Annotated in this window: 28 protein-coding genes and 1 tRNA gene; 12 read left to right on the top strand and 17 right to left on the bottom strand. The window is 57.1% G+C overall.

Annotated features, from left to right (window positions below; genetic code table 11):
- Positions 1-3: 3 nt before the first annotated feature.
- Entirely contained in the window at positions 4-1,194 is a 1,191-nt protein-coding gene (gene tuf / locus B8783_RS03615; RefSeq protein ID WP_084417748.1) for an elongation factor Tu, read from the bottom strand.
- Between the two features lie 194 nt (positions 1,195-1,388).
- On the opposite strand from tuf, the gene pgl reads away from it, so the two are divergent.
- Together pgl and pgi are read left to right on the top strand one after the other, a co-directional pair.
- The gene (gene pgl, locus B8783_RS03610) at positions 1,389-2,093 is read left to right on the top strand and encodes a 6-phosphogluconolactonase (protein ID WP_084418428.1); all 705 of its coding nucleotides are present in this window, start codon (positions 1,389-1,391) and stop codon (positions 2,091-2,093) included.
- Between the two features lie 13 nt (positions 2,094-2,106).
- The gene (gene pgi / locus B8783_RS03605) at positions 2,107-3,654 is read left to right on the top strand and encodes a glucose-6-phosphate isomerase (RefSeq protein ID WP_084418427.1); all 1,548 of its coding nucleotides are present in this window, start codon (positions 2,107-2,109) and stop codon (positions 3,652-3,654) included.
- A gap of 30 nt (positions 3,655-3,684) precedes the next feature.
- Here the strand turns inward: pgi and nusG are convergent, their stop codons facing one another.
- The 5 genes from nusG to B8783_RS03580 all read right to left on the bottom strand — a co-directional run bounded on the left by nusG (position 3,685) and on the right by B8783_RS03580 (position 6,029).
- Positions 3,685-4,230, bottom strand: a complete 546-nt coding sequence (gene nusG, locus B8783_RS03600; protein ID WP_084418426.1) for a transcription termination/antitermination protein NusG — start codon at positions 4,228-4,230, stop codon at positions 3,685-3,687.
- A gap of 23 nt (positions 4,231-4,253) precedes the next feature.
- A complete protein-coding gene (secE, locus tag B8783_RS03595; RefSeq protein WP_084418425.1) occupies positions 4,254-4,469 on the bottom strand; it encodes a preprotein translocase subunit SecE in 216 nt (71 codons plus the stop codon).
- A gap of 135 nt (positions 4,470-4,604) precedes the next feature.
- Entirely contained in the window at positions 4,605-5,483 is an 879-nt protein-coding gene (locus B8783_RS03590) for an SMP-30/gluconolactonase/LRE family protein (RefSeq protein ID WP_169711689.1), read from the bottom strand.
- Positions 5,484-5,579: 96 nt separating this feature from the next.
- Positions 5,580-5,774, bottom strand: a complete 195-nt coding sequence (locus B8783_RS03585) for a YqaE/Pmp3 family membrane protein (protein WP_084418423.1) — start codon at positions 5,772-5,774, stop codon at positions 5,580-5,582.
- Positions 5,775-5,855: 81 nt separating this feature from the next.
- The gene (locus B8783_RS03580) at positions 5,856-6,029 is read right to left on the bottom strand and encodes a DUF1328 domain-containing protein (protein ID WP_084418422.1); all 174 of its coding nucleotides are present in this window, start codon (positions 6,027-6,029) and stop codon (positions 5,856-5,858) included.
- A 155-nt stretch (positions 6,030-6,184) separates the two neighbouring features.
- Between B8783_RS03580 and B8783_RS03575 the strand changes: the two genes are divergently transcribed.
- The 4 genes from B8783_RS03575 to B8783_RS03555 all read left to right on the top strand — a co-directional run bounded on the left by B8783_RS03575 (position 6,185) and on the right by B8783_RS03555 (position 8,768).
- Positions 6,185-6,328 carry an entericidin A/B family lipoprotein gene (locus tag B8783_RS03575; RefSeq protein WP_084418421.1) on the top strand — a complete coding sequence of 48 codons (144 nt, stop codon included), beginning with the start codon at positions 6,185-6,187 and terminating at the stop codon, positions 6,326-6,328.
- A 516-nt stretch (positions 6,329-6,844) separates the two neighbouring features.
- The gene (locus B8783_RS03565) at positions 6,845-7,111 is read left to right on the top strand and encodes a DUF7218 family protein (protein ID WP_084418419.1); all 267 of its coding nucleotides are present in this window, start codon (positions 6,845-6,847) and stop codon (positions 7,109-7,111) included.
- Entirely contained in the window at positions 7,108-7,962 is an 855-nt protein-coding gene (locus B8783_RS03560) for a diacylglycerol/lipid kinase family protein (protein ID WP_084418418.1), read from the top strand. Before B8783_RS03565 ends, B8783_RS03560 begins: the two co-directional genes overlap by 4 nt.
- Positions 7,962-8,768 carry a metallophosphoesterase family protein gene (locus B8783_RS03555; RefSeq protein ID WP_084418417.1) on the top strand — a complete coding sequence of 269 codons (807 nt, stop codon included), beginning with the start codon at positions 7,962-7,964 and terminating at the stop codon, positions 8,766-8,768. The genes B8783_RS03560 and B8783_RS03555 overlap by 1 nt, the downstream gene beginning before the upstream one ends.
- Here B8783_RS03555 and B8783_RS03550 read toward each other — a convergent pair.
- The 3 genes from B8783_RS03550 to B8783_RS03540 are packed head-to-tail and all read right to left on the bottom strand — an operon-like array spanning position 8,765 to position 11,284.
- The gene (locus tag B8783_RS03550; protein WP_084418416.1) at positions 8,765-10,432 is read right to left on the bottom strand and encodes a sensor histidine kinase; all 1,668 of its coding nucleotides are present in this window, start codon (positions 10,430-10,432) and stop codon (positions 8,765-8,767) included. The two genes, B8783_RS03555 and B8783_RS03550, sit on opposite strands and share 4 nt — an antisense overlap.
- 40 nt (positions 10,433-10,472) lie before the next feature.
- Entirely contained in the window at positions 10,473-11,075 is a 603-nt protein-coding gene (locus tag B8783_RS03545; protein WP_084418415.1) for a sigma-70 family RNA polymerase sigma factor, read from the bottom strand.
- Positions 11,076-11,083: 8 nt separating this feature from the next.
- Positions 11,084-11,284: a NepR family anti-sigma factor gene (locus tag B8783_RS03540; RefSeq protein ID WP_084418414.1), complete on the bottom strand. Its 201-nt coding sequence runs from the start codon at positions 11,282-11,284 to the stop codon at positions 11,084-11,086.
- Positions 11,285-11,431: 147 nt separating this feature from the next.
- Between B8783_RS03540 and B8783_RS03535 the strand changes: the two genes are divergently transcribed.
- Positions 11,432-12,223: a response regulator gene (locus tag B8783_RS03535; RefSeq protein WP_084418413.1), complete on the top strand. Its 792-nt coding sequence runs from the start codon at positions 11,432-11,434 to the stop codon at positions 12,221-12,223.
- 60 nt (positions 12,224-12,283) lie between these two features.
- Entirely contained in the window at positions 12,284-13,510 is a 1,227-nt protein-coding gene (locus B8783_RS03530; RefSeq protein ID WP_233355661.1) for a Glu/Leu/Phe/Val family dehydrogenase, read from the top strand.
- An 18-nt stretch (positions 13,511-13,528) separates the two neighbouring features.
- On the opposite strand, the gene B8783_RS03525 is transcribed toward B8783_RS03530, so the two are convergent.
- The 3 genes from B8783_RS03525 to B8783_RS03515 are packed head-to-tail and all read right to left on the bottom strand — an operon-like array spanning position 13,529 to position 14,983.
- Positions 13,529-13,714 carry a hypothetical protein gene (locus B8783_RS03525; protein ID WP_084418411.1) on the bottom strand — a complete coding sequence of 62 codons (186 nt, stop codon included), beginning with the start codon at positions 13,712-13,714 and terminating at the stop codon, positions 13,529-13,531.
- A complete protein-coding gene (locus tag B8783_RS03520; RefSeq protein ID WP_084418410.1) occupies positions 13,704-14,147 on the bottom strand; it encodes a hypothetical protein in 444 nt (147 codons plus the stop codon). Before B8783_RS03520 ends, B8783_RS03525 begins: the two co-directional genes overlap by 11 nt.
- A 59-nt stretch (positions 14,148-14,206) precedes the next feature.
- Positions 14,207-14,983, bottom strand: a complete 777-nt coding sequence (locus B8783_RS03515) for a Crp/Fnr family transcriptional regulator (protein WP_084418409.1) — start codon at positions 14,981-14,983, stop codon at positions 14,207-14,209.
- A gap of 171 nt (positions 14,984-15,154) precedes the next feature.
- Between B8783_RS03515 and B8783_RS03510 the strand changes: the two genes are divergently transcribed.
- From B8783_RS03510 to B8783_RS03495, 4 genes are all read left to right on the top strand, one after another.
- Entirely contained in the window at positions 15,155-15,451 is a 297-nt protein-coding gene (locus B8783_RS03510; protein WP_084418408.1) for a DUF883 family protein, read from the top strand.
- 9 nt (positions 15,452-15,460) lie between these two features.
- Positions 15,461-15,859, top strand: coding sequence for a hypothetical protein (locus tag B8783_RS03505; RefSeq protein ID WP_084418407.1), 399 nt, complete (start codon positions 15,461-15,463; stop codon positions 15,857-15,859).
- A gap of 69 nt (positions 15,860-15,928) precedes the next feature.
- Positions 15,929-16,585, top strand: a complete 657-nt coding sequence (locus tag B8783_RS03500; RefSeq protein ID WP_084418406.1) for a hypothetical protein — start codon at positions 15,929-15,931, stop codon at positions 16,583-16,585.
- 126 nt (positions 16,586-16,711) lie between these two features.
- Entirely contained in the window at positions 16,712-17,038 is a 327-nt protein-coding gene (locus B8783_RS03495; protein WP_084418405.1) for a hypothetical protein, read from the top strand.
- Positions 17,039-17,052: 14 nt separating this feature from the next.
- Here the strand turns inward: B8783_RS03495 and B8783_RS03490 are convergent.
- From B8783_RS03490 to B8783_RS03470, 5 genes are all read right to left on the bottom strand, one after another.
- Positions 17,053-17,139, bottom strand: a tRNA-Leu gene (locus tag B8783_RS03490).
- Between the two features lie 71 nt (positions 17,140-17,210).
- Complete coding sequence (locus tag B8783_RS03485) at positions 17,211-18,422, bottom strand: acetyl-CoA C-acetyltransferase (RefSeq protein ID WP_084418404.1); 1,212 nt, start codon at positions 18,420-18,422, stop codon at positions 17,211-17,213.
- An 87-nt stretch (positions 18,423-18,509) separates the two neighbouring features.
- Entirely contained in the window at positions 18,510-19,046 is a 537-nt protein-coding gene (locus tag B8783_RS03480) for a hypothetical protein (RefSeq protein ID WP_084418403.1), read from the bottom strand.
- Positions 19,047-19,124: 78 nt separating this feature from the next.
- Positions 19,125-19,460: a hypothetical protein gene (locus tag B8783_RS03475; protein WP_139792229.1), complete on the bottom strand. Its 336-nt coding sequence runs from the start codon at positions 19,458-19,460 to the stop codon at positions 19,125-19,127.
- Positions 19,461-19,546: 86 nt separating this feature from the next.
- Positions 19,547-20,323: an enoyl-CoA hydratase gene (locus tag B8783_RS03470; RefSeq protein WP_084418401.1), complete on the bottom strand. Its 777-nt coding sequence runs from the start codon at positions 20,321-20,323 to the stop codon at positions 19,547-19,549.
- Positions 20,324-20,354 lie beyond the last annotated feature (31 nt).

Below are 20,354 nucleotides of genomic sequence, written 5' to 3'. Positions count from 1 at the left end.
GTCTTACTTCTTGACCGAAGAGACGACGCCGGCACCGACGGTGCGGCCGCCTTCGCGGATGGCGAAGCGCAGGCCCTGGTCCATCGCGATTGGCGCGATCAGCTCAACGTCCATTTTGACGTTGTCGCCTGGAAGAACCATTTCCTTGTCCGCTGGAAGCTGGACAACACCCGTCACGTCCGTCGTACGGAAGTAGAACTGTGGACGGTAGTTGGTGAAGAATGGCGTGTGACGGCCACCCTCTTCCTTGGTCAGGATGTAGGCTTCAGCTTCGAACGTCGTGTGCGGCGTGATCGAGCCTGGCTTACAGAGAACCTGGCCGCGCTCAACACCCTCACGGTCGATACCGCGGATCAGCGCGCCGATGTTGTCGCCAGCCTGGCCCTGGTCGAGCAGCTTGCGGAACATTTCAACGCCCGTAACGGTCGTCTTCTGCGTGTCGCGGATACCAACGATCTCGACTTCTTCACCAACCTTGATGACGCCCGTCTCGACGCGGCCGGTCACAACCGTACCACGGCCGGAGATCGAGAACACGTCCTCAACCGGCATCAGGAATGGCTTGTCCAGTGGACGCTCAGGGGTCGGGATGTACTCGTCGACAGCTTTCATCAGCTCGAGGATCTTCTCCTTGCCGATCTTCTCGTCGCGGCCTTCAACAGCAGCGAGTGCAGAGCCGGAAATGATCGGAATCTCGTCGCCCGGGAAGTCGTAGGACGACAGAAGTTCACGAACTTCCATCTCGACGAGCTCAAGAAGCTCCTCGTCGTCAACCTGGTCGACCTTGTTCATGAAGACAACCATCGCAGGCACACCGACCTGCTTGGCCAGCAGGATGTGCTCGCGGGTCTGCGGCATTGGGCCGTCAGCTGCGTTCACAACCAGGATCGCGCCGTCCATCTGAGCCGCACCGGTGATCATGTTCTTCACATAGTCAGCGTGACCCGGGCAGTCGACGTGAGCGTAGTGACGGTTTTCCGTCTCATACTCAACGTGTGCGGTGTTGATGGTGATGCCGCGTGCTTTTTCTTCAGGGGCGTTGTCGATGTCCGCATAGGACTTCGCCGCGCCGCCATAAACTTCTGCAAGCGTCATCGTGATCGCTGCTGTCAGCGTCGTCTTGCCGTGGTCAACGTGACCAATCGTGCCGATGTTTACGTGCGGCTTGTTCCGCTCAAACTTTGCCTTGCCCATGGTGGGGCTCCTCTAGCTAGTGTCCGGCCCGCCGGACGTTTCAGGTTTTCCTTTTACCAGCGGGCCTTTGATTCCCGTTGAAGCGGGCGACATACACACGCGCGCGCGCGCTTTCAAGCACGCATGTCAATTCAAGCGCATTAGACCCGCTTTGGCCTTGACACATAAGGGGCAGAGAGTGTCCCTGCCAGAGCATGAGGCACACCACAGCGTTCCATACTTTTGGCACCCGCGAGAGCTTGCAGATAGATGCAGCGAACTGGATCGAGACGCGCCTTGCTGACGCCCTCTCCAGACGTGGCAAGGCAAGTCTGATCTGTTCGGGCGGCTCTACGCCCGGGCCGGTTTATGAAACGCTCTCGGATATTGATCTCGACTGGCCGAATGTCACGGTCGGTCTTGCCGATGAGCGATGGGTGCCCGCCGACGATGAGGCGTCCAATGAAAAGCTGGTGCGGGACACGCTGTTTCGCAACAAGGCAGCGGCGGCAAGCTTCATCCCGATGACAACCGACGCAGACAGCCCCTTCGGCGCGGAAACCGAGGTCCATCAGGCCTATCTGCCGATCACCAGCCCCGTGGACGTCATGGTGCTGGGCATGGGGCCGGATGGCCATACCCTCTCATGGTTTGCGGACGCGAAAGGCTTAGGCGCCGCAACTGATCCCGGCAATCTCCTTCATGTGGCGCCAATCGAGGCGCCCAAAACAAAAGTGACCGGCGACATTACGCAGCGCATGACACTGACCTTGCCCGTCGTGGCCCGGACACGTCACATTTTGCTCATCATCTCTGGTGACAAGAAAAGACGCGTCTATGAGCGCCGTGACAAGGCGCATCCTGTAACCCTGATGCGCAAAGCGGCAGGCGATGCCCTGACCGTGTTCTATTGTAGTTGAGCGAGACTGATCCATGACACTGACTGCCCATGCCGACCGGCTCAAAAATGTGCCGTTCCGCGATATTCTGAATGCGCGCAGCCATACGCCACGCCTTGATGCGGCGGGCTGGTCAGCCGACATCTCGCGCCATTATCTCGACCGCGAGGCGGAGAGCGCACTGTTCGATCTCGCCCGCGAGAAGGATTTGCCAGGCGCTCTGAAGCACCTCTTCGATGGCGACATGGTCAACCCGTCTGAAGGGCGCCCTGCCCTGCACTGGGCTTTGCGTGCCGCGCTCCCGAGATCAGAGGAAGCGCGCTCGGTTCGCCAGTCTGTCATTGACGCTGAGGATATGGCCGCCGACATCGCGAACGGCCGGAAAAAAGGCGCGAGCGGCGAAGCGTTCCGGGCGATCGTCCATATCGGTATTGGCGGATCGGACTTTGGCCCTCGGCTGATCGCTGACGCGTTTCATGACAAACGCCGCCAGGATATGGAATTGCGCTATTGCGCCAATCTCGATCCACTTGACCTCGAGCTCGCACTAGACGGGCTCGATCCGGCAACAACCCTTGTGGTCGGCGTATCGAAATCATTCGGAACCGAGGAAACGCTCTACAATCTTGGCCGGGCACGCGACTGGGTCAAAGCTGGCGTTGGAGATGGCTGGGCCGCTCATTTTGCACTGGTCACCGCAAACCCAGACCGCGCAACCGCCTGGTTGGACGGGGCGGAAGGCCTTCTCCTGAATTTGCCGGAAAGTGTTGGCGGGCGGTTTTCAATCTGGTCTGCCGGGTCGCTCGCCTGCTCAATCGCGCTTGAGCCGCGCGTGATGGCGGAATTCCGGGCCGGCGCCGAGGCGATGGACCGGCATGTGAAGCTGGCTGACATTCGCAGTAATCTCGCCATCCGCCTTGCGCTGCTCGACGTCTGGAATGCGTCCTTTCTCGGCTTCGGGGCCCGCGCCCTTCTGGCATATTCGCGTCGCCTCAAATTGTTGCCAGCCTATCTGCAACAGCTTGAAATGGAATCGAATGGCAAGTCAGTCGGCCCGGACGGGATTCCCGTGCAGATGCCGACGGCACCGCTTCTCTGGGGCGGTGAAGGCACGATTGGTCAGCACTCTTACCACCAATGGCTCCATCAGAGCCCATCCATGGTGCCCACCGAATTTATTCTGGCGCCGGGCGCGACGGATGACGAAGAGGGTGTGACCGGTCTGACGGCGCACGCGCTGGCGCAGGCTGAAGTGCTTGCGAATGGCCGCACGCTTGAAGAGGTGCGCGCCGAAGAGCCTGACCTGCCTCTGGAAATCGCCGCGCAGAAAGTCCATGCGGGCGGACGGCCATCGACCTTCATCTACGCGCCCGAACTGACCACTTTCCGGCTTGGCAGCCTGATCGCCCTGTTTGAGCACCGGACTTACCTTGCAGGCGTCCTGTGGGGGCTCAACAGCTTTGATCAATGGGGGGTCGAGCGCGGCAAAACCATGGCGGGCCGGCTGAAACCTGCGCTCAATGGTGAGGGTAAACCTCAGGACGCCATCACGGCTTCGCTGATCAACTCGATCAAGCGATAGCCGCGAGGCACCTGACAGGCAAAAGCCTGCTTAGCTGATTTTGTCGACTTGCGCGTAATCGAGATCGACCGGCGTTGCGCGGCCGAAGATCGAGACGGACACTTTCAGACGGCCGGCAGCCTCATCGACTTCCTCAACACCGCCTTCAAAGCCCTGGAACGCACCTTCGTTGACGCGAACCTGCTCACCCACTTCAAAGGTGATCTGCGGACGCACGCGTTCGGCGGCTGGCTCATCTGCCGTGCCAAGAATGCGATCAACTTCACGCTGTGGAACTGGAAGAGGTTTCTTGCCGCCTTCAGCACCGAGAAAGCCTGAGACTTTCGGTGTGTCGCGCACGAGGTGGTAAACATCATCTGTCAGCGTGGCTTTCAGCAGGACATAACCTGGGAAGTAGCGCTTTTCGACGGTCTTCTTCTTGCCGCGGACAACTTCAACGACTTCTTCAGTCGGAACTTCGATTTCCTCGATCAGTTCGGACAGGTTCTTCAGGCTCGCCTGATCGCGGATGGCCTGAGCCACCTTCTTTTCGAAGTTCGAGTATGCGTGAACGATATACCATTTGGCCTCGGCCATGTGCGGGGCACTCCTTGAATTTTCTAGGCGCCCAGACCGGTAATTAACCCGATCAGAAAGGCGATAATTTGGTCGGACATGAACAGGAATAGAGCCACGATGACTGACATGATGACAACCATGATAGTCGCCTGAACCGTTTCCTGCGGGGATGTCCACGTTACCTTCTTGCCTTCCGCCTCGACCTGGCGAGCAAAGGTAATCGGGTCCACGCTTTTTTTCTTGTCCTTATCGGCCATCAATTACGTCCTGAGAGTCCGGGGGTTGGTCACGGTCTTGCCCGTATCCGGCAACGCCTTACCCCTCATTGGTGTCAATGTGAAGCCATGTGGGTGCAGGAAGTTGTCTGCGCAAGCGGTGGGCAGCGTGACAGATCACCGTCCTGTCCATGAATGGCAAGGATTTCCGGGGCATTCCACTTCGAGCGCGAAGAGGCTTCCCGCAAAGGGCTGGGTGTCCATCTGGAACGTCGTTAGTCCCGTGCGAGCTGTTGTAATGTACAATGTCCTGAGGCCAGGCCCACCGAAACAGCATGCCGTCGGCCGGCTTGTCGGCAGTTTGACGACGCGGTCCAGTTTGCCATCGCTGCGATACCGAACGACACGTGCGCCATCCCATTCAGCCACCCAGATACAGCCCTCAGCATCCAGCGCGGCCCCGTCGGGGTACCCGGCGCCATTGCTGGTGGTCGCAAAGACGCGCCGATTGGAGAGGCCCGCCGGCGCGTCATAATCGAAAGCGAGGATTTCCTGCTCTGTTGTATCGGATGTGTACATTGTCGAGCCATCTGCAGAAAAGCAGACCGTTGACGGAATAATCACCGGCGGAATGGCAATTTCCTCAACTGATCGATCCGGCAGCATCCGGAACCAGCGACTTCGGGCCTCAATCTCATCGCCGTCCATCGTCGAGAACCAGAAACTGCCATCTGGACCGACACCGCCGCTATTGATTCGATCCCTGACATCGACATCGGTCTGCTGGATGAGACGGTTATATTCTTCCGTCTCGGTATCGAAGAAACCGCACTCCAGATCCCCCGCCATCAGGAGCTCACCTCCCGCCAGGGCAATCACACTTGCCTTGAGAGGCAGATCGTAGCGGCGCGTATTGCCGGTCTTCGGTTTATAGCGGTGCAGTTTGGCCCGCTTGGGGTCTACCCACCAGAGAAGGCCTTCAGAGGCGCTCCATACCGGGCTCTGCCCCAGAAGGCAGCTGGTCGGCGCAACGCATTGTGGTTCGCTAATGCTCATGGCGACCTGCATACGCGGATGCGGCAAAAGAAAAAAGCCAGTCTTTGAAAGACTGGCTCGAAACTGATGTAAGTCGTAATTCCGGTCAGGCGGTGGTCAGTCCGCAGGACGCGCTGCAAGCCACACGGCGTGCACCAGACCTGGCACATAACCAAGGATGGTCAGCACAATGTTGATCAGGAATTGGGTGCCAATGCCTCGCGACAGCGCAACACCAAGTGGCGGCAAGAGGATCGACAGCAGAATGATGATGATGCTGTTGGCCGAGGGGCCTGTGTCAGTCGTGTTCATGAAAATCTCCTAGCAATAAAAAATTGGGGCGGAGCCGTTACAGGCACCGCCCCAAATTATTCAATCAACAGGTTGCGTCTGCTATAGGACGCTGCGACCCCTGACAGCCCGTGCCACGAAGCTCAGAACGAGCAGTGCGAGGAACACGAAGAACAGGATTTGTGCGATTCCGGCCGATGCGCCGGCAATGCCGCCAAAACCGAAGATTGCTGCGATAATCGCAAGAACGAAAAATGTAAGTGCCCAACCAAGCATGATAAACTCCTATAATGTTGTCTGCGGTGTAGTACCGATGCGAAACCAACGAAGACCCATCGGCTAGGTTCCGGAAAAAATTTTGGGAACCAGTTGGGAACCAATATGCAGGCCCGGCGTTGCACTCACTCGTCTAACGAAACAGGGATTTAGTCATGAAAAAGCCGATAGTTATTGTAGGTCTGAGCCTGATGGCGATGCTCGCCGCAGCATGCAACACAGTTGAAGGCGCCGGCGAAGACGTCGAAGCCGCTGGTAGCGCAATCGACCAAGCTGCCGAGGATGCTGGCGCCAACTAGGCGATCGGCTTTCTGCTAAACACGGAAAAAGCACAGCTCTCGCAGCTGTGCTTTTTTTGTGCGCGTAAGGTCGACAGAAAGACGTCGCTTAACGCAAGCTCAGCGCATCGTTTGCGATCAGCGTAAAATCTTAAAATTGTCGAGGAGCCTGAAAAAAATCAGACCGTTTCGGTCTGAGTGTCAGAAGGGATATAGGTCAGCAAATAGACTGCAGGTTTCATCGAAACCTTGACCGCCTTGCTCTTCCCCTTGCGAAGACATGACCAGAAGGCGACGCATCCGACGCCGATCATCGAAAACACAACATCCAGGCGAGAGATCCCACCAAGGCGCCGGAACACATGCCCCAGATCGCCGAGCGGTCCGATCGCTGGGTGGTATGGTAAATCATGTGTGCGTAATTTCTGGACCATGATCAATGTACGCGCCTGATCGACAGCGGTTCCCGCAGCGGAACGAAAATCGGCAGCTGGCGTTTATTTCGCAACCAATCCAGTCCAATCAAGGGGGTTTGCGATGGCCAAGAATCACGGGGCATCCATTAAGGATGACGAAACATACGAGGCCCTCCGGGACGACGGATATTCCAAAGCCACAGCGGCTCGGATCGCCAATGCCAAGGCGAATCCCGACCAGCACCCTTCTGAGAAAGGTGGAAAGTCGCCACCTTATGAAGACTGGACCAAAGACGATTTATATCAGCGGGCGCAAGAGCTCGACATCGACGGAAGATCCAACATGAACAAAGCTGACCTTATCAAGGCGCTGCGAGGCAACCGATGAAGAGCATTTCAGTTCTGATCAACCCGCGATCGGGAAGCGTTCCGGTCGATGCGGCTGATCGAATGCGCGCTTTGCTGGCCGACCTTGGCGAAACTTGCGAGCTCAGAATGCTGGACGGCGATGATATCGTCTCGCCGATCAAATCGGCGCTGGATGAAAAGCCTGATGTGCTTGTCGTATGGAGCGGCGACGGCACGGTTGCCTGCGCGTTGCAGAATGCCGGGGCCGAAGGCGTCCCTGTCCTGCCCTTGCCCGGCGGCACCATGAACATGTTTCACAAACAGATCCACGGCGGCCCTTGCGAATGGAATGAATGCCTCCGGCGCGGACTGACCGAAGGCAAGATGATCGACGTGCCAGCCGGCACAGCGGGCGATCATCGCTTCTATGTCGCAGCGATGGCAGGAAACCTCACCGATCTGACAGGCCCGCGCGAGCACCTTCGCGAAGGGCACTTCCTTCAGGCCCTACAGGAGTTGTCTGGCAGCGATCTGCTCGATCTTCGCACAACGATGACATTCGAGACCGGCGGGCCATCCCTCGACGCAAGCTCCGGCTTCGCCACTGCGGCTTCGATTTTCGTTGGAACGCACGAAGAATCCGCCTTCGAGTTTGCGTATATTGACCCTGATAATCCACTCGAACTCATGGCTTCAGGTTTGGGCGCCCTGTTCTCCGACTGGCGCGATGCAAGCGGCGTGACCACGTTGCAGGCGGTCGACGTCGTACTTAATCATGAGCGCGGCAAAGAACTGCGTGTTACGCTGGACGGTGAGCCGACCCGGCTTAAGTCCGGCACACGGTTCACACGTATCGAAAAGGCGGGCCGCGCTATATCGGCCCAGATCTAATGTCAAAAATTATCCAGATTGCAGACATCCATTTCGGCACGGAAAATCCTCGTGCCCTGAAAGCTTTCAAAGAAACATGCGAGGCCATTGAGCCGGACGCCTTTGCTGTTTGCGGGGACCTCACCCAACGCGGGAAACGGTCTGAGTTCAGCGATTCCCGCGAATGGCTCGACTCGTTTGATTTGCCCAAGCTTGTCGTCGCGGGAAATCACGACACCCCCCTGCTCAACCTTTATGAGCGTGTCGTGTCACCATTTGAAAGATACGACGACTATTTCGGAGATCTGAGCAAACCGGTTGTGCTCGATAATGCTGTCCTGATTGGCATCAACACGTCACGCGGCTGGCAGACCCGAAAGAACTGGGCCGAAGGTTCGGTCAATCTTGAGGATCTGGAAGACGCGATTGCCACGTGCGGCGACCTGGAAGGCAAAATGTGTTTTCTGATATGCCACCACCCCTTCCTGTCGCCTCCGGACGCGCCCTTGCGAACGGAAACACGGCGTGGCCGCCGATCAAGCCGGCGGATTGCGCGTAGCCGTTTCAGATACCTCCTGACCGGGCATGTGCATGCGCCCTCAGTGACCGTGGTCGACCATGAAAACGAAGCCTATATCGCGGTCTCCGCTGGCACGCTTTCCACCCGGCTGCGCAATACGCCGGCAAGTTTCAATCTGATCGACATTTCCGGCGACAATTGCGTGGTGACGGTATTTGACCTGCATGGCGATCGCTTCGTGCCGCAGACACCGCATGTCCTGACGCCAGATTTCAACCGCGCCGAAACCCGCATTGAGATAGACTAGAAGTCAGTCGTCTTCATGACGCGTTCGGTTCCAGGCATACGCAGCGAAACCGTGTAGCCGCCGCCTGGCGTTGAACTCACTTCATGCTTGGCGCGCAGCTGTTTCGCAAAGGCCGCCATGAGCCTGGATCCCAGCCCGGAAGGACCAGCATCACTCGCCTCGTCGACGTCTGCGCCGAAGCCGTCATCGGCGATGGCAAGCACGATTTCCTCACCTGCCTTGTCTTCGGTCAGCGTCACGTTGATCGTGCCGCCGGTCTCGTCAAACGCGTATTTGATGGCGTTGGTCACCGCTTCCAGCAAGAAGAGCGCGATCGGAATGGCATCGTCGGCCGGGCGATCAATTTCCTCGATCTTCTGAACAATATTGACGTGAAGCTCATCCATACCGAGCGCGCCTGAAAGGTGCGACAGCAAAGCTTCCAGAAACGGCCTCATGTGGACCGTCTCAAGCCGCTCATGTTGATAGAGCGTCTGGTGCACAATCGAAAGCGCATCAATCCTGTGCCGTGCTGCGGAGATAACCTGCCTTGCGGCCGGGTCCGAGACCTGGCGACGTTGAAGGTTCAGAAAGCTCGCCACGATCTGGAGGTTGTTTTTCACGCGGTGATGGATTTCCTTCACCGCGGCGTCGCGCGTGTTGATCGCCGCGCGCAAGGAACTGTCACGATCGGCGATGCGGTTCGCCATCCGGTCAAATGTCAGAGCGAACGACAAAATTTCATCTGGCGCGTTCGCAAACTCCTCGCCGATGCGAAAGTTGTAGTGCCCTTCGCCATAAATCAGCGCCAGCCTGCGAAGCCGCGACAACCACTTCAGAACCAGTCCGTCCACCGCCAGCCAGGCCGCAATGAGCGCGAGCGAGAATGACAGCAGAGGAATGCCGACGGACTCGAGCGGCTGAAGCGTAAATTCGCTGAACAGTCCGGGGGATGGTCTGGAGATAACGGCGTAAATCCGGCCATCGACAATGGCCCGAACAACCACGTCAATCGACCTGCCATCTTTGGTTTTCAGCACGAAGAGCTCGCCATCGGGGTCCCCGGTGGCTGCCTTGATCCATGTATTGCTGATACCAACGATGCGGGTACTGCCAAAGACCTGGCCATCGCCATCGGACAGGGCCAGCTCCACGTCATCAGGCAGGTTCGTCAGGCGTATGGTGCGGATCAGTTCATCTGTACGCAGTGGAAAAGCCATGGCACCGCGAAACTGACCGTCACCGTCTTCAACCCGGCGCAACACAGAAAACAGCCAGGTCTGGCTCTGCGGTCCGAAGAAAGCGTCTGTGCGGATCGTCGTCTTGCCGGCCTTCAACTGTTCGAACGCTTCCGGCTGGGCCACTTTGAGAGTTGGCCGTTCCGTCAAAGCAGAGCACTGTGTGAAGCCTTCACTGTCAAAGTACGCAATGTTGGATAATTGCGGCACACGCGGGGACAAGGTGGCGAAAACCCCACGGCAGTCCCCGGCGACAATATCGGCTTCATAAATCTGCTGCAGTGTATCGACCGTCGACAGAACCTGTTCGACTTCATCGATCGCCCTGTCCGAGATTTCAGTCAGATTGTTGCGGCGTTCGGCGCGGGCATCCTGCGCATTCAAGTAGGAGCGGAACCCGGCAAAAATGAGAATTGGAGTCAGTGCGGCTGCGATTGTTATGAGCAATCGCAGCCGTAGTGAACCTCTACGAAAAGAGGAAGGTTGTTCAGACGTCTGCCGGTTGTCCACGCGAAAGCTCGTCGGCCTGCTTCATGATATCGTCGAACGCTTCTGAAGCACGCAATGTGCCGTCGCCTGCAAAGCCAGATTTCGTGTTCTCTACAATCTCGGCAAGTGCCTTGCGTGCACGGCTGACGCGGCTCTTGATCGTTCCCACGGCGCACCCGCAAATCTCGGCGGTTTCCTCGTAAGACAGTCCGCCTGCCCCGACCAGAATCAGCGCTTCTCGCTGGTCTTCCGGAAGCACGGCCAGACCGGTTCTCAGGGCGAGCAAGTCCATGGCTGATGACGGATCATCGTTCGACACCAGTGTCGCTTCTGCAACTTCCGGGTCGAGTTGCTGACGACGCCAGCTGCGGCGCTTTTCGGAATAGAACAGGTTGCGCAGGATCGTGAAGGTCCAGGCTTTCAGATTGGTACCGGCCTGATAGCTGGCGCGGGCTTTCCACGCTTTCAGCATGGCTTCCTGGGCCAGGTCATCGGCGGCTGTGGCGTTGCCACAAAGGCTGCGCGCAAATGCGCGAAGATGGGGAATCAGGCTGGCAAGTTCTGTTTTGAAGGCCTGATCGTCTATGGTCGGCGTTGTCAAAACAGTCTCTATTTCTTGTTTTTCGAAGAATTGTCGGCTTGTTCCAGCAGGCTCAGAAACTCGTCTGGCACTGGTTCGCTGGTCACGTCGTCATACAGCCGACGAAGTTGGTCGCCGATCCGTTTTTGGCGCAACTTGCGCGAGCGGCCCTCGTCCGCATCGGCGTCTGGCTTTTGATTCATATCTGAGTAACTCGCTTTATAGCTCATATTTCCCCGGGTAGCAGCCGTGTCTTGAACAAATGATAAGACGTGCGGAGATGGAAAGTTCCAACGCACAGAGTTTTTTTTCATTTGGTTGCAACTTTTCGATTCAACACAAGTTATAGGTCAGACGCCAATCTGCGAGGGAAATTAATGAGTCTTGTCGAACAGTTCGGTCCACACCTGCCTTTTCTCCGGCGCTACGCGCGCGCGTTGACGGGAAGCCAGGCGAGTGGCGATTCGTATATTCGAGCATCACTGACAGCGCTGGCAGAGGATCCGACGCAAGTCAGTCGTGATCTGCCACCCCGTCAGGCGTTGTATCGGTTTTTCCATGCGATCTGGGGATCGACAGGCGCCCGCCTGGAACGCGCGGAGGATTCAGCCGCCAGTCCAGAGAGCCGTCTGCAAGCGCTCGCGCCGATTGAGCGCCAGGCGTTTCTTCTGACCGCGCTTGAGGGCTTTCAGGTCAGCGAAGCGGCTACAATTCTCGGTAAAACCTCCGAAGAGGTCGAGCAGCTTATCGCGAAGGCTCACACCGACATCGAAGCGACCTTGTCTACCAAGGTTCTCATCATCGAAGATGAGCCGATTATCGCTGCCGATCTGGAAAGCCTTGTCGAAGAACTCGGTCATGAAGTTATCGGAAACGCAACGACGCACACTGAAGCCGTTGCGATGGCACGCGCCAATCCGCCCGGCCTGATCCTGTGTGACATCCAGCTTGCAGATAACTCCTCGGGCATTGATGCCGCGCACGAGATTCTCGAAGAGCTTGATGTTCCGATCATCTTTATCACGGCGTTCCCGGAACGGCTTCTCACGGGTGAACGGCCAGAGCCGACCTATCTCATCCCGAAACCTTTCCAGGAAAACACAGTAAAGGCCGCCATCGGCCAGGCGCTGTTCTTCCACCCGTCTTCGGAGTCGGTTGCCGCCGAATAAATTTCAGGATGCCGCCGGACATGTCCGGCGGCATTTCCATGCCCGCACCGGGAAGTCATGATGTCTAACTATCTTCAGGGCGCCCTTTATCGCTTGGACCGCGCGGTTGATGCGGACAATGATCTCTCAAAAATCCGGCGACTTCTCTCCCTCCCCTCCGATCTGATCGAGCGCGAACTGACGCTCAAAAAGGATGATGGCGAGCTGGAGTATTTCCAGTCGTGGCGCTGCCGGTACAACTCCCTCAAGGGCCCGACAAAAGGCGGCATACGTTTTTCGCCACACGCGAATGCCGATGAGATCAACTGCCTCGGTCTGCTGATGACATTGAAGTGCGCCCTTCTGGACTTGCCGTTCGGCGGAGCCAAGGGCGCGGTTCGGGTTGATCCCGCGACCCTCTCACAGAATGAGCGCCATCAGCTGGCCGATGCGTATGGCGATTTGTTTGCAGACACGCTTCGGCCCGATCACGATATAGCAGCCCCTGACGTGGCGACGACCCCGGATGATATGGAAGCGTTGATCGCAGGGCTACAACGCTCAATGGATGATGAAGACGCGAAGGGCGCCGTCACTGGAAAACCGCAAGACGCGGGCGGGATTACGCTTCGCAAGGGCGCAACGGGTCGCGGTGCGGTTTTCATCCTTAAACACCTCCAGAACGACCTTGGCCTGGATCTGCAAAACAGTCGGATTGCCGTTCAGGGTATGGGTAAAGCCGGGATGGAATTTGCTGAAGATGCGGCGGCAGCTGGCGCAACCATTGTTGCCATGGCCGATAGCAGCGGCACAATAACTGATCCCAAGGGCCTGGATATCGAAGACATCGCCAGCCAGAAACGCGATGGAGGCCTTAACTACAGTGACGCGTCTGAGGCCATTCTATCTGTCGATTGCGATATACTGTGCCTGGCTGCGATGTCCGATGCCGTGCGCACCGACAATGCGACAAATCTCAACTGCAAATTCCTGCTCGAGATCGCCAATGCCGCAGTCAATCCAGATGCAGACGATGTTTTGAAAAGCCGAAGCATTGCCGTTGGTCCGGATATTCTGTTCAACGCAGGCGGCGTGGCCGCATCCTATCTTGAATGGATGAAGGACCGGCGCACAGAAGACAGCGACAAGATCGACATGCAGGCAATGTGGGAAGACCGGCTGGCGACTGCTGCAGGATCAGCCGCGGCAACGCTGGCTGAATGTGAAGGCGACTGGCGTCTTGCCGCGACGGTCTATGCCTTGCGCGATCTTGATGCGATTGCAAATAGCCAGGGCCTGTTTGACTAAAAGCCCCCTGCCCCACATTCAGGATTTCGACAGATCCGGCGTATCTTTTGCTTTTGCCAGCTCTTCACTTTGAGTGGCCGGCTCCATCGGCTCTATCTCGCCCAACGCCTTCCAGGCTTTCTCGAGGCCGGTATCCGGCGAAGAAAGTTGAATTTCGGACAGCACGCGCTTTAGCTTACTGACATCTTTCTTATTAGTATCCATTGGTCCCTGAGGCCCTGATTCCATCCAGTTTTTTGATAGCAGAATTGAGCGAATTCTCCAAAATCTGCGACGGTCGTCCAGACAGGACCATCGCATCATGTGGCGACATGTCCTCTACAAGGATCAACGCGACAGCGACCCGCTCAACGTAAGTCAGACTACGGACACGACCGTTCAGCGAGCCATCCTCATCACGCGATGTCGTCAGGATCACAACCACGCCCTTGCGATGGATCGCGTCATCGAAGGCATCAAAAGCCAGTTTGAAGATGTCCTGAGGAGAGATATTCCGCTGCGCCTGCACCGCCGGTCTGGCGCGCAGGAAGGCCGCTTCCAGGATGCCATCTGCCAGTGTCTGATCGCCGGTCAGGATCAAGCCGAGACGACGCAGCCGACGAAGCAGCGATCCAGAATTGGTAGAAAGGTCTGTCAAAGAAGGAATCGCGTACTGATCAAAAACTCAGTTATTATAATTCAATGACGGCGCTAGCATTAATCTAGATTAGCCCGCTGAATTTTATCTTGGCCGTTTGAACGTGCTTCCGGGTTGAGAAGATTTATTTTTTTCAAATGCAGGTAGTCGATATCGAAGAAGGACAGACGCATCAGGCGCTCGCGATCAAGCAGCGTAACTTCGCCGCCTCGATCCTCAGCTATCAGGCCTGACCGGCGCATTGCAGACATGGTTCGCGAGACGTGGACGGGTGTGAGACCGAGCGCGTCGGCAATATCCGCACGCGTCAGAGGCATGGTGAGCTGATCAACATCCTCTCCCGTCGCGCCAACATATCGCCGATGCAGTTCCAGCAGCATGTGGCCGATGCGTTCTCTCGCCGAGCGCCGCCCGATCCGCACAATCTGTTCGCGCAGGATCGACTCTTCCTGGACAGCAGACCACCAGAACGCAGATGCCAGTCTCGCTGATTGCTGCAGCATCTCTATGAAGGGCCTGGAAGCAATCACGGCGACGTGACAATCGGTGATGGCCGTCACTGAATGATCCGCTTCAAGGTCTGCAAGGGCCTGAAGGTCAAACACGTCACCTGGCAACATGAAATTGACGATCTGACGACGGCCATCCTCCAGCAGACGATAGCGAATGGCCCAGCCACTCTGCAGGATGAAGACCCTGTTGGTTTCCTCCCCTGCCTGGATCAGGTCTTCGCCGGCCCTGTAAACTTCTTCCTGCTGGTCCAGCTCGTAGAAAAGCGACCAAGCGTCTTCTCCGAGCTGCGCATACTGCGCCAATCTTCTCTTGAACACGCTCATCGCTCCCTCAACCCTGTCGGCGATACAAAATTTACGCACGCCTGCGCATCAATCCAACCTAATCTGGAACAATTGCAAGCGCGCGCCGTTGATTAGTTGAATTTACGACATGAATGGAGTTTCACAATGGCAACTCGCACATCTGCCTCAAAAACGAATGGATCTATCAAATTGACAGAATCAGCAGCAAAAGCAGCCTCTTCCGACTATGACGCGCTGAAAGAAGATATTTCCCAGCTGCGCTCGGACCTTCAGTCGTTTGCCAATAATTCCGGCAAATACATCAAGGGCCGTTCGAGCCAGGAAATCTCGAAAGGCGTCGAAAAATCGAAAGATTACGCTTCGAAGGCATCCAAGGAAGCTGGCAATGCCAAGGATTTCGTTGAAACGAAAGTTCGCGAAAACCCACTCGCAGCCGTCGGCATCGCGTTCGGTACCGGCGTATTGATCGCGGCGCTGCGTAAGTAGCCCCCTACGATGGATGTAGCAAAACTTAGAATTATTGCTGGTGCCGGCGCGGTCTTTTTTGGCTTCGCCGGCACTACGGCTTTAACGATTGCCGGTGTTTTGGCACTCATTCCAGTGATGGGCCTGCTGTGGGCGACGGTGACCGTCGCATGTATCCTCATGGCCATCGCTTGCATCTGCACTGTGGTGTTCCTGAAGCCAGGCAAGTCCACCGAGGAAGAGTTGGACCAGTTTGAGAATGCGACAGCCGATATGTTGGCTGAGTTGCCTTTCGACACGATCGCTTCGCTGGTTGAGAAACGTCCGATTGCGGCCGCCACCATGGCGTTGGCCGCCGGGTATTTTGTGGTCAGCAATCCTGATCAGGCTGTGAAAGGCTTGCAAAAGATCATCGACGAGCTGATCTAAAGGGCGCATGCCCGACCTCGAATCACACAGATGCCGTCAGGCATACATCCATGACAGAAAGGCTGCCTCATGCTGAGAGCGGCCTTTCTCGTCGTGTCTGCTTTGACCACGGGCGTGAGCCTTGGCCGCAAGGCGATTACGACTGCGGTCAATCGCAAGAAAAAGAAAATCATTCATCAGGCCGCCCTCGATGCGCGAGAGCGCATCCGTGGGCATGCCGAGGAATATCTGCGCCAAAGCATCACCACCTTTGTGAAATCCGTTTTCATCAAGGCGCTCTTGCTGATCGGCGCATGGCTCGGATATCGCCTTGGCCTTTATTCTCATAGTGTCTTCTCGGCGGTAATCGTCGTCCTGATTGCCGTCTTCCTGTTACGCGACGCAATTGTCACCTTTCCGACAGCCCGGCTGGTTCTCAGCAAGTTGCGGGAATATTCCTGGCGCCCCCGGAAAGCCATTGGCGAGACGGTCGCGGCCCTCGTCTTCAAGCAGGTCCTGGAAGAAGCCGAAGCGATTGAAACGGGCCGAACGACCCGGATCATTCTGTCGCTCGCCGGCCACAAGATGGATGATGTGACGCGTGAAATTGCCGAAGAAGTCGCCAATATTGCCCGGGATACCAGCTGGCAGGATCTGCGGCCCTTCATGTTGGCTGCAGCGGGAAAATTCGTAACGCTTTCCGTGCTTTACTCGGTATTCGTCTATGTTCTGGTCCACACCGGATAGGCAAACGAATCAGCCGCCGTCAGGAACAACCTAACAGGGCTTTAATCTTGGCACGTTCCAGCGGAACCAAGCTGCGAGACCGGCGTTTTTAAAGAGTATCCGAATTCAAAGATGCGGAGCTCTCTTATGACCAGAACAGTCAAACTTTTTGCCGTCGCCACAGCGTCGCTCGCCATGAGCGGTTTTGCGATGGCTCAGGATGTTTCGCTCACATCTGCAGAGCAGGACATGGTGTCAGACGCTTGCCGCGTGGGCGCCCCGCTCATTCCGGTACAATCTGACTTTGGCTATGAGACTGGCGAGTTTGCACTGCCAATCCAGAGCGATTCCGGAGACGTGAATTCGGCCCTAATCCTATCGGCGCAATCCCTGCGCGATATTCCCGAATGCAAGGCAGAGGTCGACGACCTGATCGCGTCCTATGAGACCGGGCAGAACGCTGCCATCTCCTAGTAATTACGGTGACGTGGTGCGGGCGGCCGGGCTTGAACCGGCAAGGCCATACGGCCGAGGGATTTTAAGTCCCTTGCGTTTACCAATTTCGCCACGCCCGCAAACATCGTTCTGAAATTGACAGATGCGGCTAATAGGGCGCTCGCAGACCAGCTGCAAGCGCCCAAAACAACTAGCTGACGCGCTCGAAAATCGCCGCGAGCCCCTGCCCGCCGCCGATACACATGGTTTCGAGGCCGTATTTGGCTTCCTGACGTTCCATTTCGTACAGCATCGTCGTCAGAATCCTGACACCCGTCGCGCCGACAGGGTGGCCGAGCGAAATACCCGATCCATTTGGATTGAGCCGCTCATAGTCTTCTTTCTCAAAACCGAGCGCCGTGGTGCAGGCCAGAACCTGAGAGGCAAAGGCCTCATTGAGTTCGATGACGTCGATGTCCGAAATTTTCAGGCCTGCACGATCCAGCGCCTTCTGACTGGACGGCACCGGGCCAATCCCCATGACTTCCGGTCCGACACCAGCAACAGACCAGGACACGAGTCTCGCCAGCGGTGTCAGGCCGTATTTGTCCGCTGCCTCGCGCGTACAGACGATGCAGGCGGCGGCGCCATCATTCTGGCCGGACGCATTACCCGCCGTAACCGTCGCATCAGGATCAACCTTGCCGCGCAGCGCCCGCAGCTTCGAGAGCTTCTCCATGCTGGAGTCCGGACGGATATGCTCATCCTTGGAGACGACGGTATCGGCCTTGCGGCCTTTCACGGTGTACGGGACGATTTCCTTGTCGAACTTCCCGCTTTCCTGGGCCGCAGCGGCCTTTTTGTGCGAATTGACAGAGAACTCATCCTGCGCCTCGCGGCTGATATTATATTCGCGGCGGAGGTTTTCAGCGGTTTCGATCATACCGCCTTCAACGGGGTGATGTTTGCCACCCGCTGTGTATCGACCACGGGTCAGAGCATCATGAAGCATCAGGCCATCGCCTTTGATGTCCCAGCGCATCTTGGTGGAAAAGAACGGGGCATTTGACATGCTTTCCGCGCCGCCTGCGATCATCACGTCGCTGGCGCCTGTGGCGATCTGCATGATCGCATAGATCACTGACTGGAGGCCTGACCCGCACCGCCGGTCAATCTGGATACCACCTGTCCCAGTCGTGAGGCCCGCATCCAGTGCCACAACGCGGCCCAGCGCAGGCGCTTCCATCGATGGATAACACTGCGCGAAGACGCAATCTTCCACTGCCTCAGCAGGCACGCCGGTGCGAGACATCAATTCCTTGACGATGTGCGATGCAAGGTCATGCGCCTGAACAGTTTTGAAGCTGCCGCCAAATCCACCAACAGGCAGGCGAAGCGGTGAGCAGATAACGACGTATCTCATAGAAAATTCCTTCCGGGGTTTGGAAGGGGTTACAGCCAATAAGAGGCGCCATGACAAGAGCGCACTATAATGAAGTTTTCTGCACGCTTAGCCAGCGATGGCGTAACCGGCTTCAAATTCGAGATTTTGCAATGGGATTTCGATGAGGTTTGACGTCGATTGCGCACTTCGCACCCACGCGCTTCTGACTTCGCCATCATCAGTGTGGTGCACGATAGCGACTGAGCCAATCAGGTCGCCGTCCGGCGTTCTAACCGGCATGCCAGCCGTCAATGTTTTTGGCTCATCAACGACGGCCCTGTTTCGCTGAGCAAGTGCATCAGTCTCGACAATTTTGATCGCGTCGGTGGACGCAGATACATTTGCCAATCCGCCCTGACTTCCAAACCTGTAATCGCGCTCTCCAGGCTGGGCCACGGGCCCGCCCAGCAATTCGTCAGACGCCATGTATTGCTGTTGCAGATAGTCAGGCTGGCGCTCACGATCCGACGCGCTCCAGCTGCCAACTTCATAGTCGCTGGAGTACGGATCATTGGCGACATAGGTTGAGTTCGATTGCCCTTGCGCAGCCCCGACCGCAGAGACAGCTATCACTGCAGCGACTGACAGGTAGCGAATGGACATCAGGAACTCCGGTCTGGCGGGACAGAATATGATCCGGCCACCTTTTCCAGGCGCCGGATCACACGATTAGTCTTCGATCTATTCCGGATCTGCGACGGCGGTTTCGCTCTCGATGGAAACGTCCGCTTCCGGCGCAATCACCACCGTCTCTTCGTTCTCATCTTCACTCAAACTGGAGTCCAGCATCTGCCGCTGACGCAATTTTTCGCGCGCTTCCCGCTCGCGATCGACGCCAGCCCGCAGATCATCGAGTGCGGTGCGTGGGCCAAAACGGGTTTCGGCTGTAAACGAGGAGTCGATGTCCTCTGCATAGGCGCCAGTTGCGCCGCGTTCATTGCTGGTCGCGATCTGCGCCATCGCCGCGCCAGAGAGCGCAATGGCAGCAAGTCCGATTGTCGTAAACTTCAAAGTCATTGCAATCTCCATCGTGTGGTCATCATTACAGCCTTGGCGCTGCCAATCTGATCCATTAACGCGCTGACACCTTATTTGTTGCCAGTTCATCCGTTCTGGCCACGTCCACGCGCAGTGACGGCTTTTCTGGCCTCCTCGACACCCTCGGCGGTCACGCTGGCGGCGTGCTCGGCAGAGCGCTTGACTTCAAGCTTCATGGCGTCGCCGAAAGGCAGGGCGAAGCCGTCATCGATCAGCGCCTTGTACTTGCGCAGCAGGACCGGGTCGCAGCTCGCCATTTCGTGCGCCATCTTGATGGCCGCCGGCAGCAACTCGTCAGCCTTGTAGACCCGGTTTACCAGCCCCCAGCGCTCTGCTGTTTCAGCATCAAGGAAGTTGCCCGTGAACGACAATTCCTTGGCGCGGCTCGTGCCAATCATGCGTGACAGCTTCTGGCTGAGCCCCCAACCCGGCACGATCCCGACACGCGCATGGGTGTCGGCGAATTTGGCGTTCTCGGAGGCCAGCAGCACATCGCACATCAGCGCCAACTCAAAACCGCCCGTGATCGCAAAACCGTTGATCGCACCGACGATCGGCCACGGATAGGCTGCGAGCGCCTTTGAGATGTCGATATCGCCGCCATCAACGCCAAGCGCAAAGCCGGACTCACCGGCTTCCTTCAGGTCGACGCCCGCGGTGAAGGCGCGGCCCGCCCCCGTCAGGACAACAGCCCGGACCGTCTCGTCTTCTGCAAGCTCGGCAAACGTCTTCACGATCTGCGAACGAAGCGCGCGGCTGAGCGCGTTAAGCGCATCCGGACGGTTCAGTGTGACGATGGCGATCGGGCCATCTTTTTCTACGATTACGATCTCTTCTGACATGGTATTCCTCCACTCCGGTGCCATATTTCGC

This window comes from Henriciella litoralis (assembly GCF_002088935.1).
Classification (GTDB): Bacteria; Pseudomonadota; Alphaproteobacteria; order Caulobacterales; family Hyphomonadaceae; genus Henriciella; species Henriciella litoralis.
The sequence above is the reverse complement of the archived record's forward strand: the minus strand, read 5'-3'. Positions and strand labels throughout refer to the sequence as shown.

Excerpts from the sequence above, each read along its gene's own strand:
- B8783_RS03470 (WP_084418401.1), bottom strand. The coding sequence starts at position 20,323 with ATGTCAGAAGAGATCGTAATCGTAGAAAAAGATGGCCCGATCGCCATC.
- B8783_RS03580 (WP_084418422.1), bottom strand. The coding sequence starts at position 6,029 with ATGCTTGGTTGGGCACTTACATTTTTCGTTCTTGCGATTATCGCAGCA.
- B8783_RS03555 (WP_084418417.1), top strand. The coding sequence starts at position 7,962 with ATGTCAAAAATTATCCAGATTGCAGACATCCATTTCGGCACGGAAAAT.
- B8783_RS03590 (WP_169711689.1), bottom strand. The coding sequence starts at position 5,483 with ATGAGCATTAGCGAACCACAATGCGTTGCGCCGACCAGCTGCCTTCTG.
- B8783_RS03495 (WP_084418405.1), top strand. The coding sequence starts at position 16,712 with ATGACCAGAACAGTCAAACTTTTTGCCGTCGCCACAGCGTCGCTCGCC.
- B8783_RS03500 (WP_084418406.1), top strand. The coding sequence starts at position 15,929 with ATGCTGAGAGCGGCCTTTCTCGTCGTGTCTGCTTTGACCACGGGCGTG.
- pgl (WP_084418428.1), top strand. The coding sequence starts at position 1,389 with ATGAGGCACACCACAGCGTTCCATACTTTTGGCACCCGCGAGAGCTTG.
- B8783_RS03540 (WP_084418414.1), bottom strand. The coding sequence starts at position 11,284 with ATGAGCTATAAAGCGAGTTACTCAGATATGAATCAAAAGCCAGACGCC.
- B8783_RS03575 (WP_084418421.1), top strand. The coding sequence starts at position 6,185 with ATGAAAAAGCCGATAGTTATTGTAGGTCTGAGCCTGATGGCGATGCTC.
- B8783_RS03585 (WP_084418423.1), bottom strand. The coding sequence starts at position 5,774 with ATGAACACGACTGACACAGGCCCCTCGGCCAACAGCATCATCATCATT.
- B8783_RS03560 (WP_084418418.1), top strand. The coding sequence starts at position 7,108 with ATGAAGAGCATTTCAGTTCTGATCAACCCGCGATCGGGAAGCGTTCCG.
- B8783_RS03565 (WP_084418419.1), top strand. The coding sequence starts at position 6,845 with ATGGCCAAGAATCACGGGGCATCCATTAAGGATGACGAAACATACGAG.
- B8783_RS03515 (WP_084418409.1), bottom strand. The coding sequence starts at position 14,983 with ATGAGCGTGTTCAAGAGAAGATTGGCGCAGTATGCGCAGCTCGGAGAA.
- B8783_RS03505 (WP_084418407.1), top strand. The coding sequence starts at position 15,461 with ATGGATGTAGCAAAACTTAGAATTATTGCTGGTGCCGGCGCGGTCTTT.
- tuf (WP_084417748.1), bottom strand. The coding sequence starts at position 1,194 with ATGGGCAAGGCAAAGTTTGAGCGGAACAAGCCGCACGTAAACATCGGC.
- secE (WP_084418425.1), bottom strand. The coding sequence starts at position 4,469 with ATGGCCGATAAGGACAAGAAAAAAAGCGTGGACCCGATTACCTTTGCT.
- pgi (WP_084418427.1), top strand. The coding sequence starts at position 2,107 with ATGACACTGACTGCCCATGCCGACCGGCTCAAAAATGTGCCGTTCCGC.
- B8783_RS03530 (WP_233355661.1), top strand. The coding sequence starts at position 12,284 with ATGTCTAACTATCTTCAGGGCGCCCTTTATCGCTTGGACCGCGCGGTT.
- B8783_RS03485 (WP_084418404.1), bottom strand. The coding sequence starts at position 18,422 with ATGAGATACGTCGTTATCTGCTCACCGCTTCGCCTGCCTGTTGGTGGA.
- B8783_RS03480 (WP_084418403.1), bottom strand. The coding sequence starts at position 19,046 with ATGTCCATTCGCTACCTGTCAGTCGCTGCAGTGATAGCTGTCTCTGCG.
- nusG (WP_084418426.1), bottom strand. The coding sequence starts at position 4,230 with ATGGCCGAGGCCAAATGGTATATCGTTCACGCATACTCGAACTTCGAA.
- B8783_RS03535 (WP_084418413.1), top strand. The coding sequence starts at position 11,432 with ATGAGTCTTGTCGAACAGTTCGGTCCACACCTGCCTTTTCTCCGGCGC.
- B8783_RS03525 (WP_084418411.1), bottom strand. The coding sequence starts at position 13,714 with ATGGATACTAATAAGAAAGATGTCAGTAAGCTAAAGCGCGTGCTGTCC.
- B8783_RS03475 (WP_139792229.1), bottom strand. The coding sequence starts at position 19,460 with ATGACTTTGAAGTTTACGACAATCGGACTTGCTGCCATTGCGCTCTCT.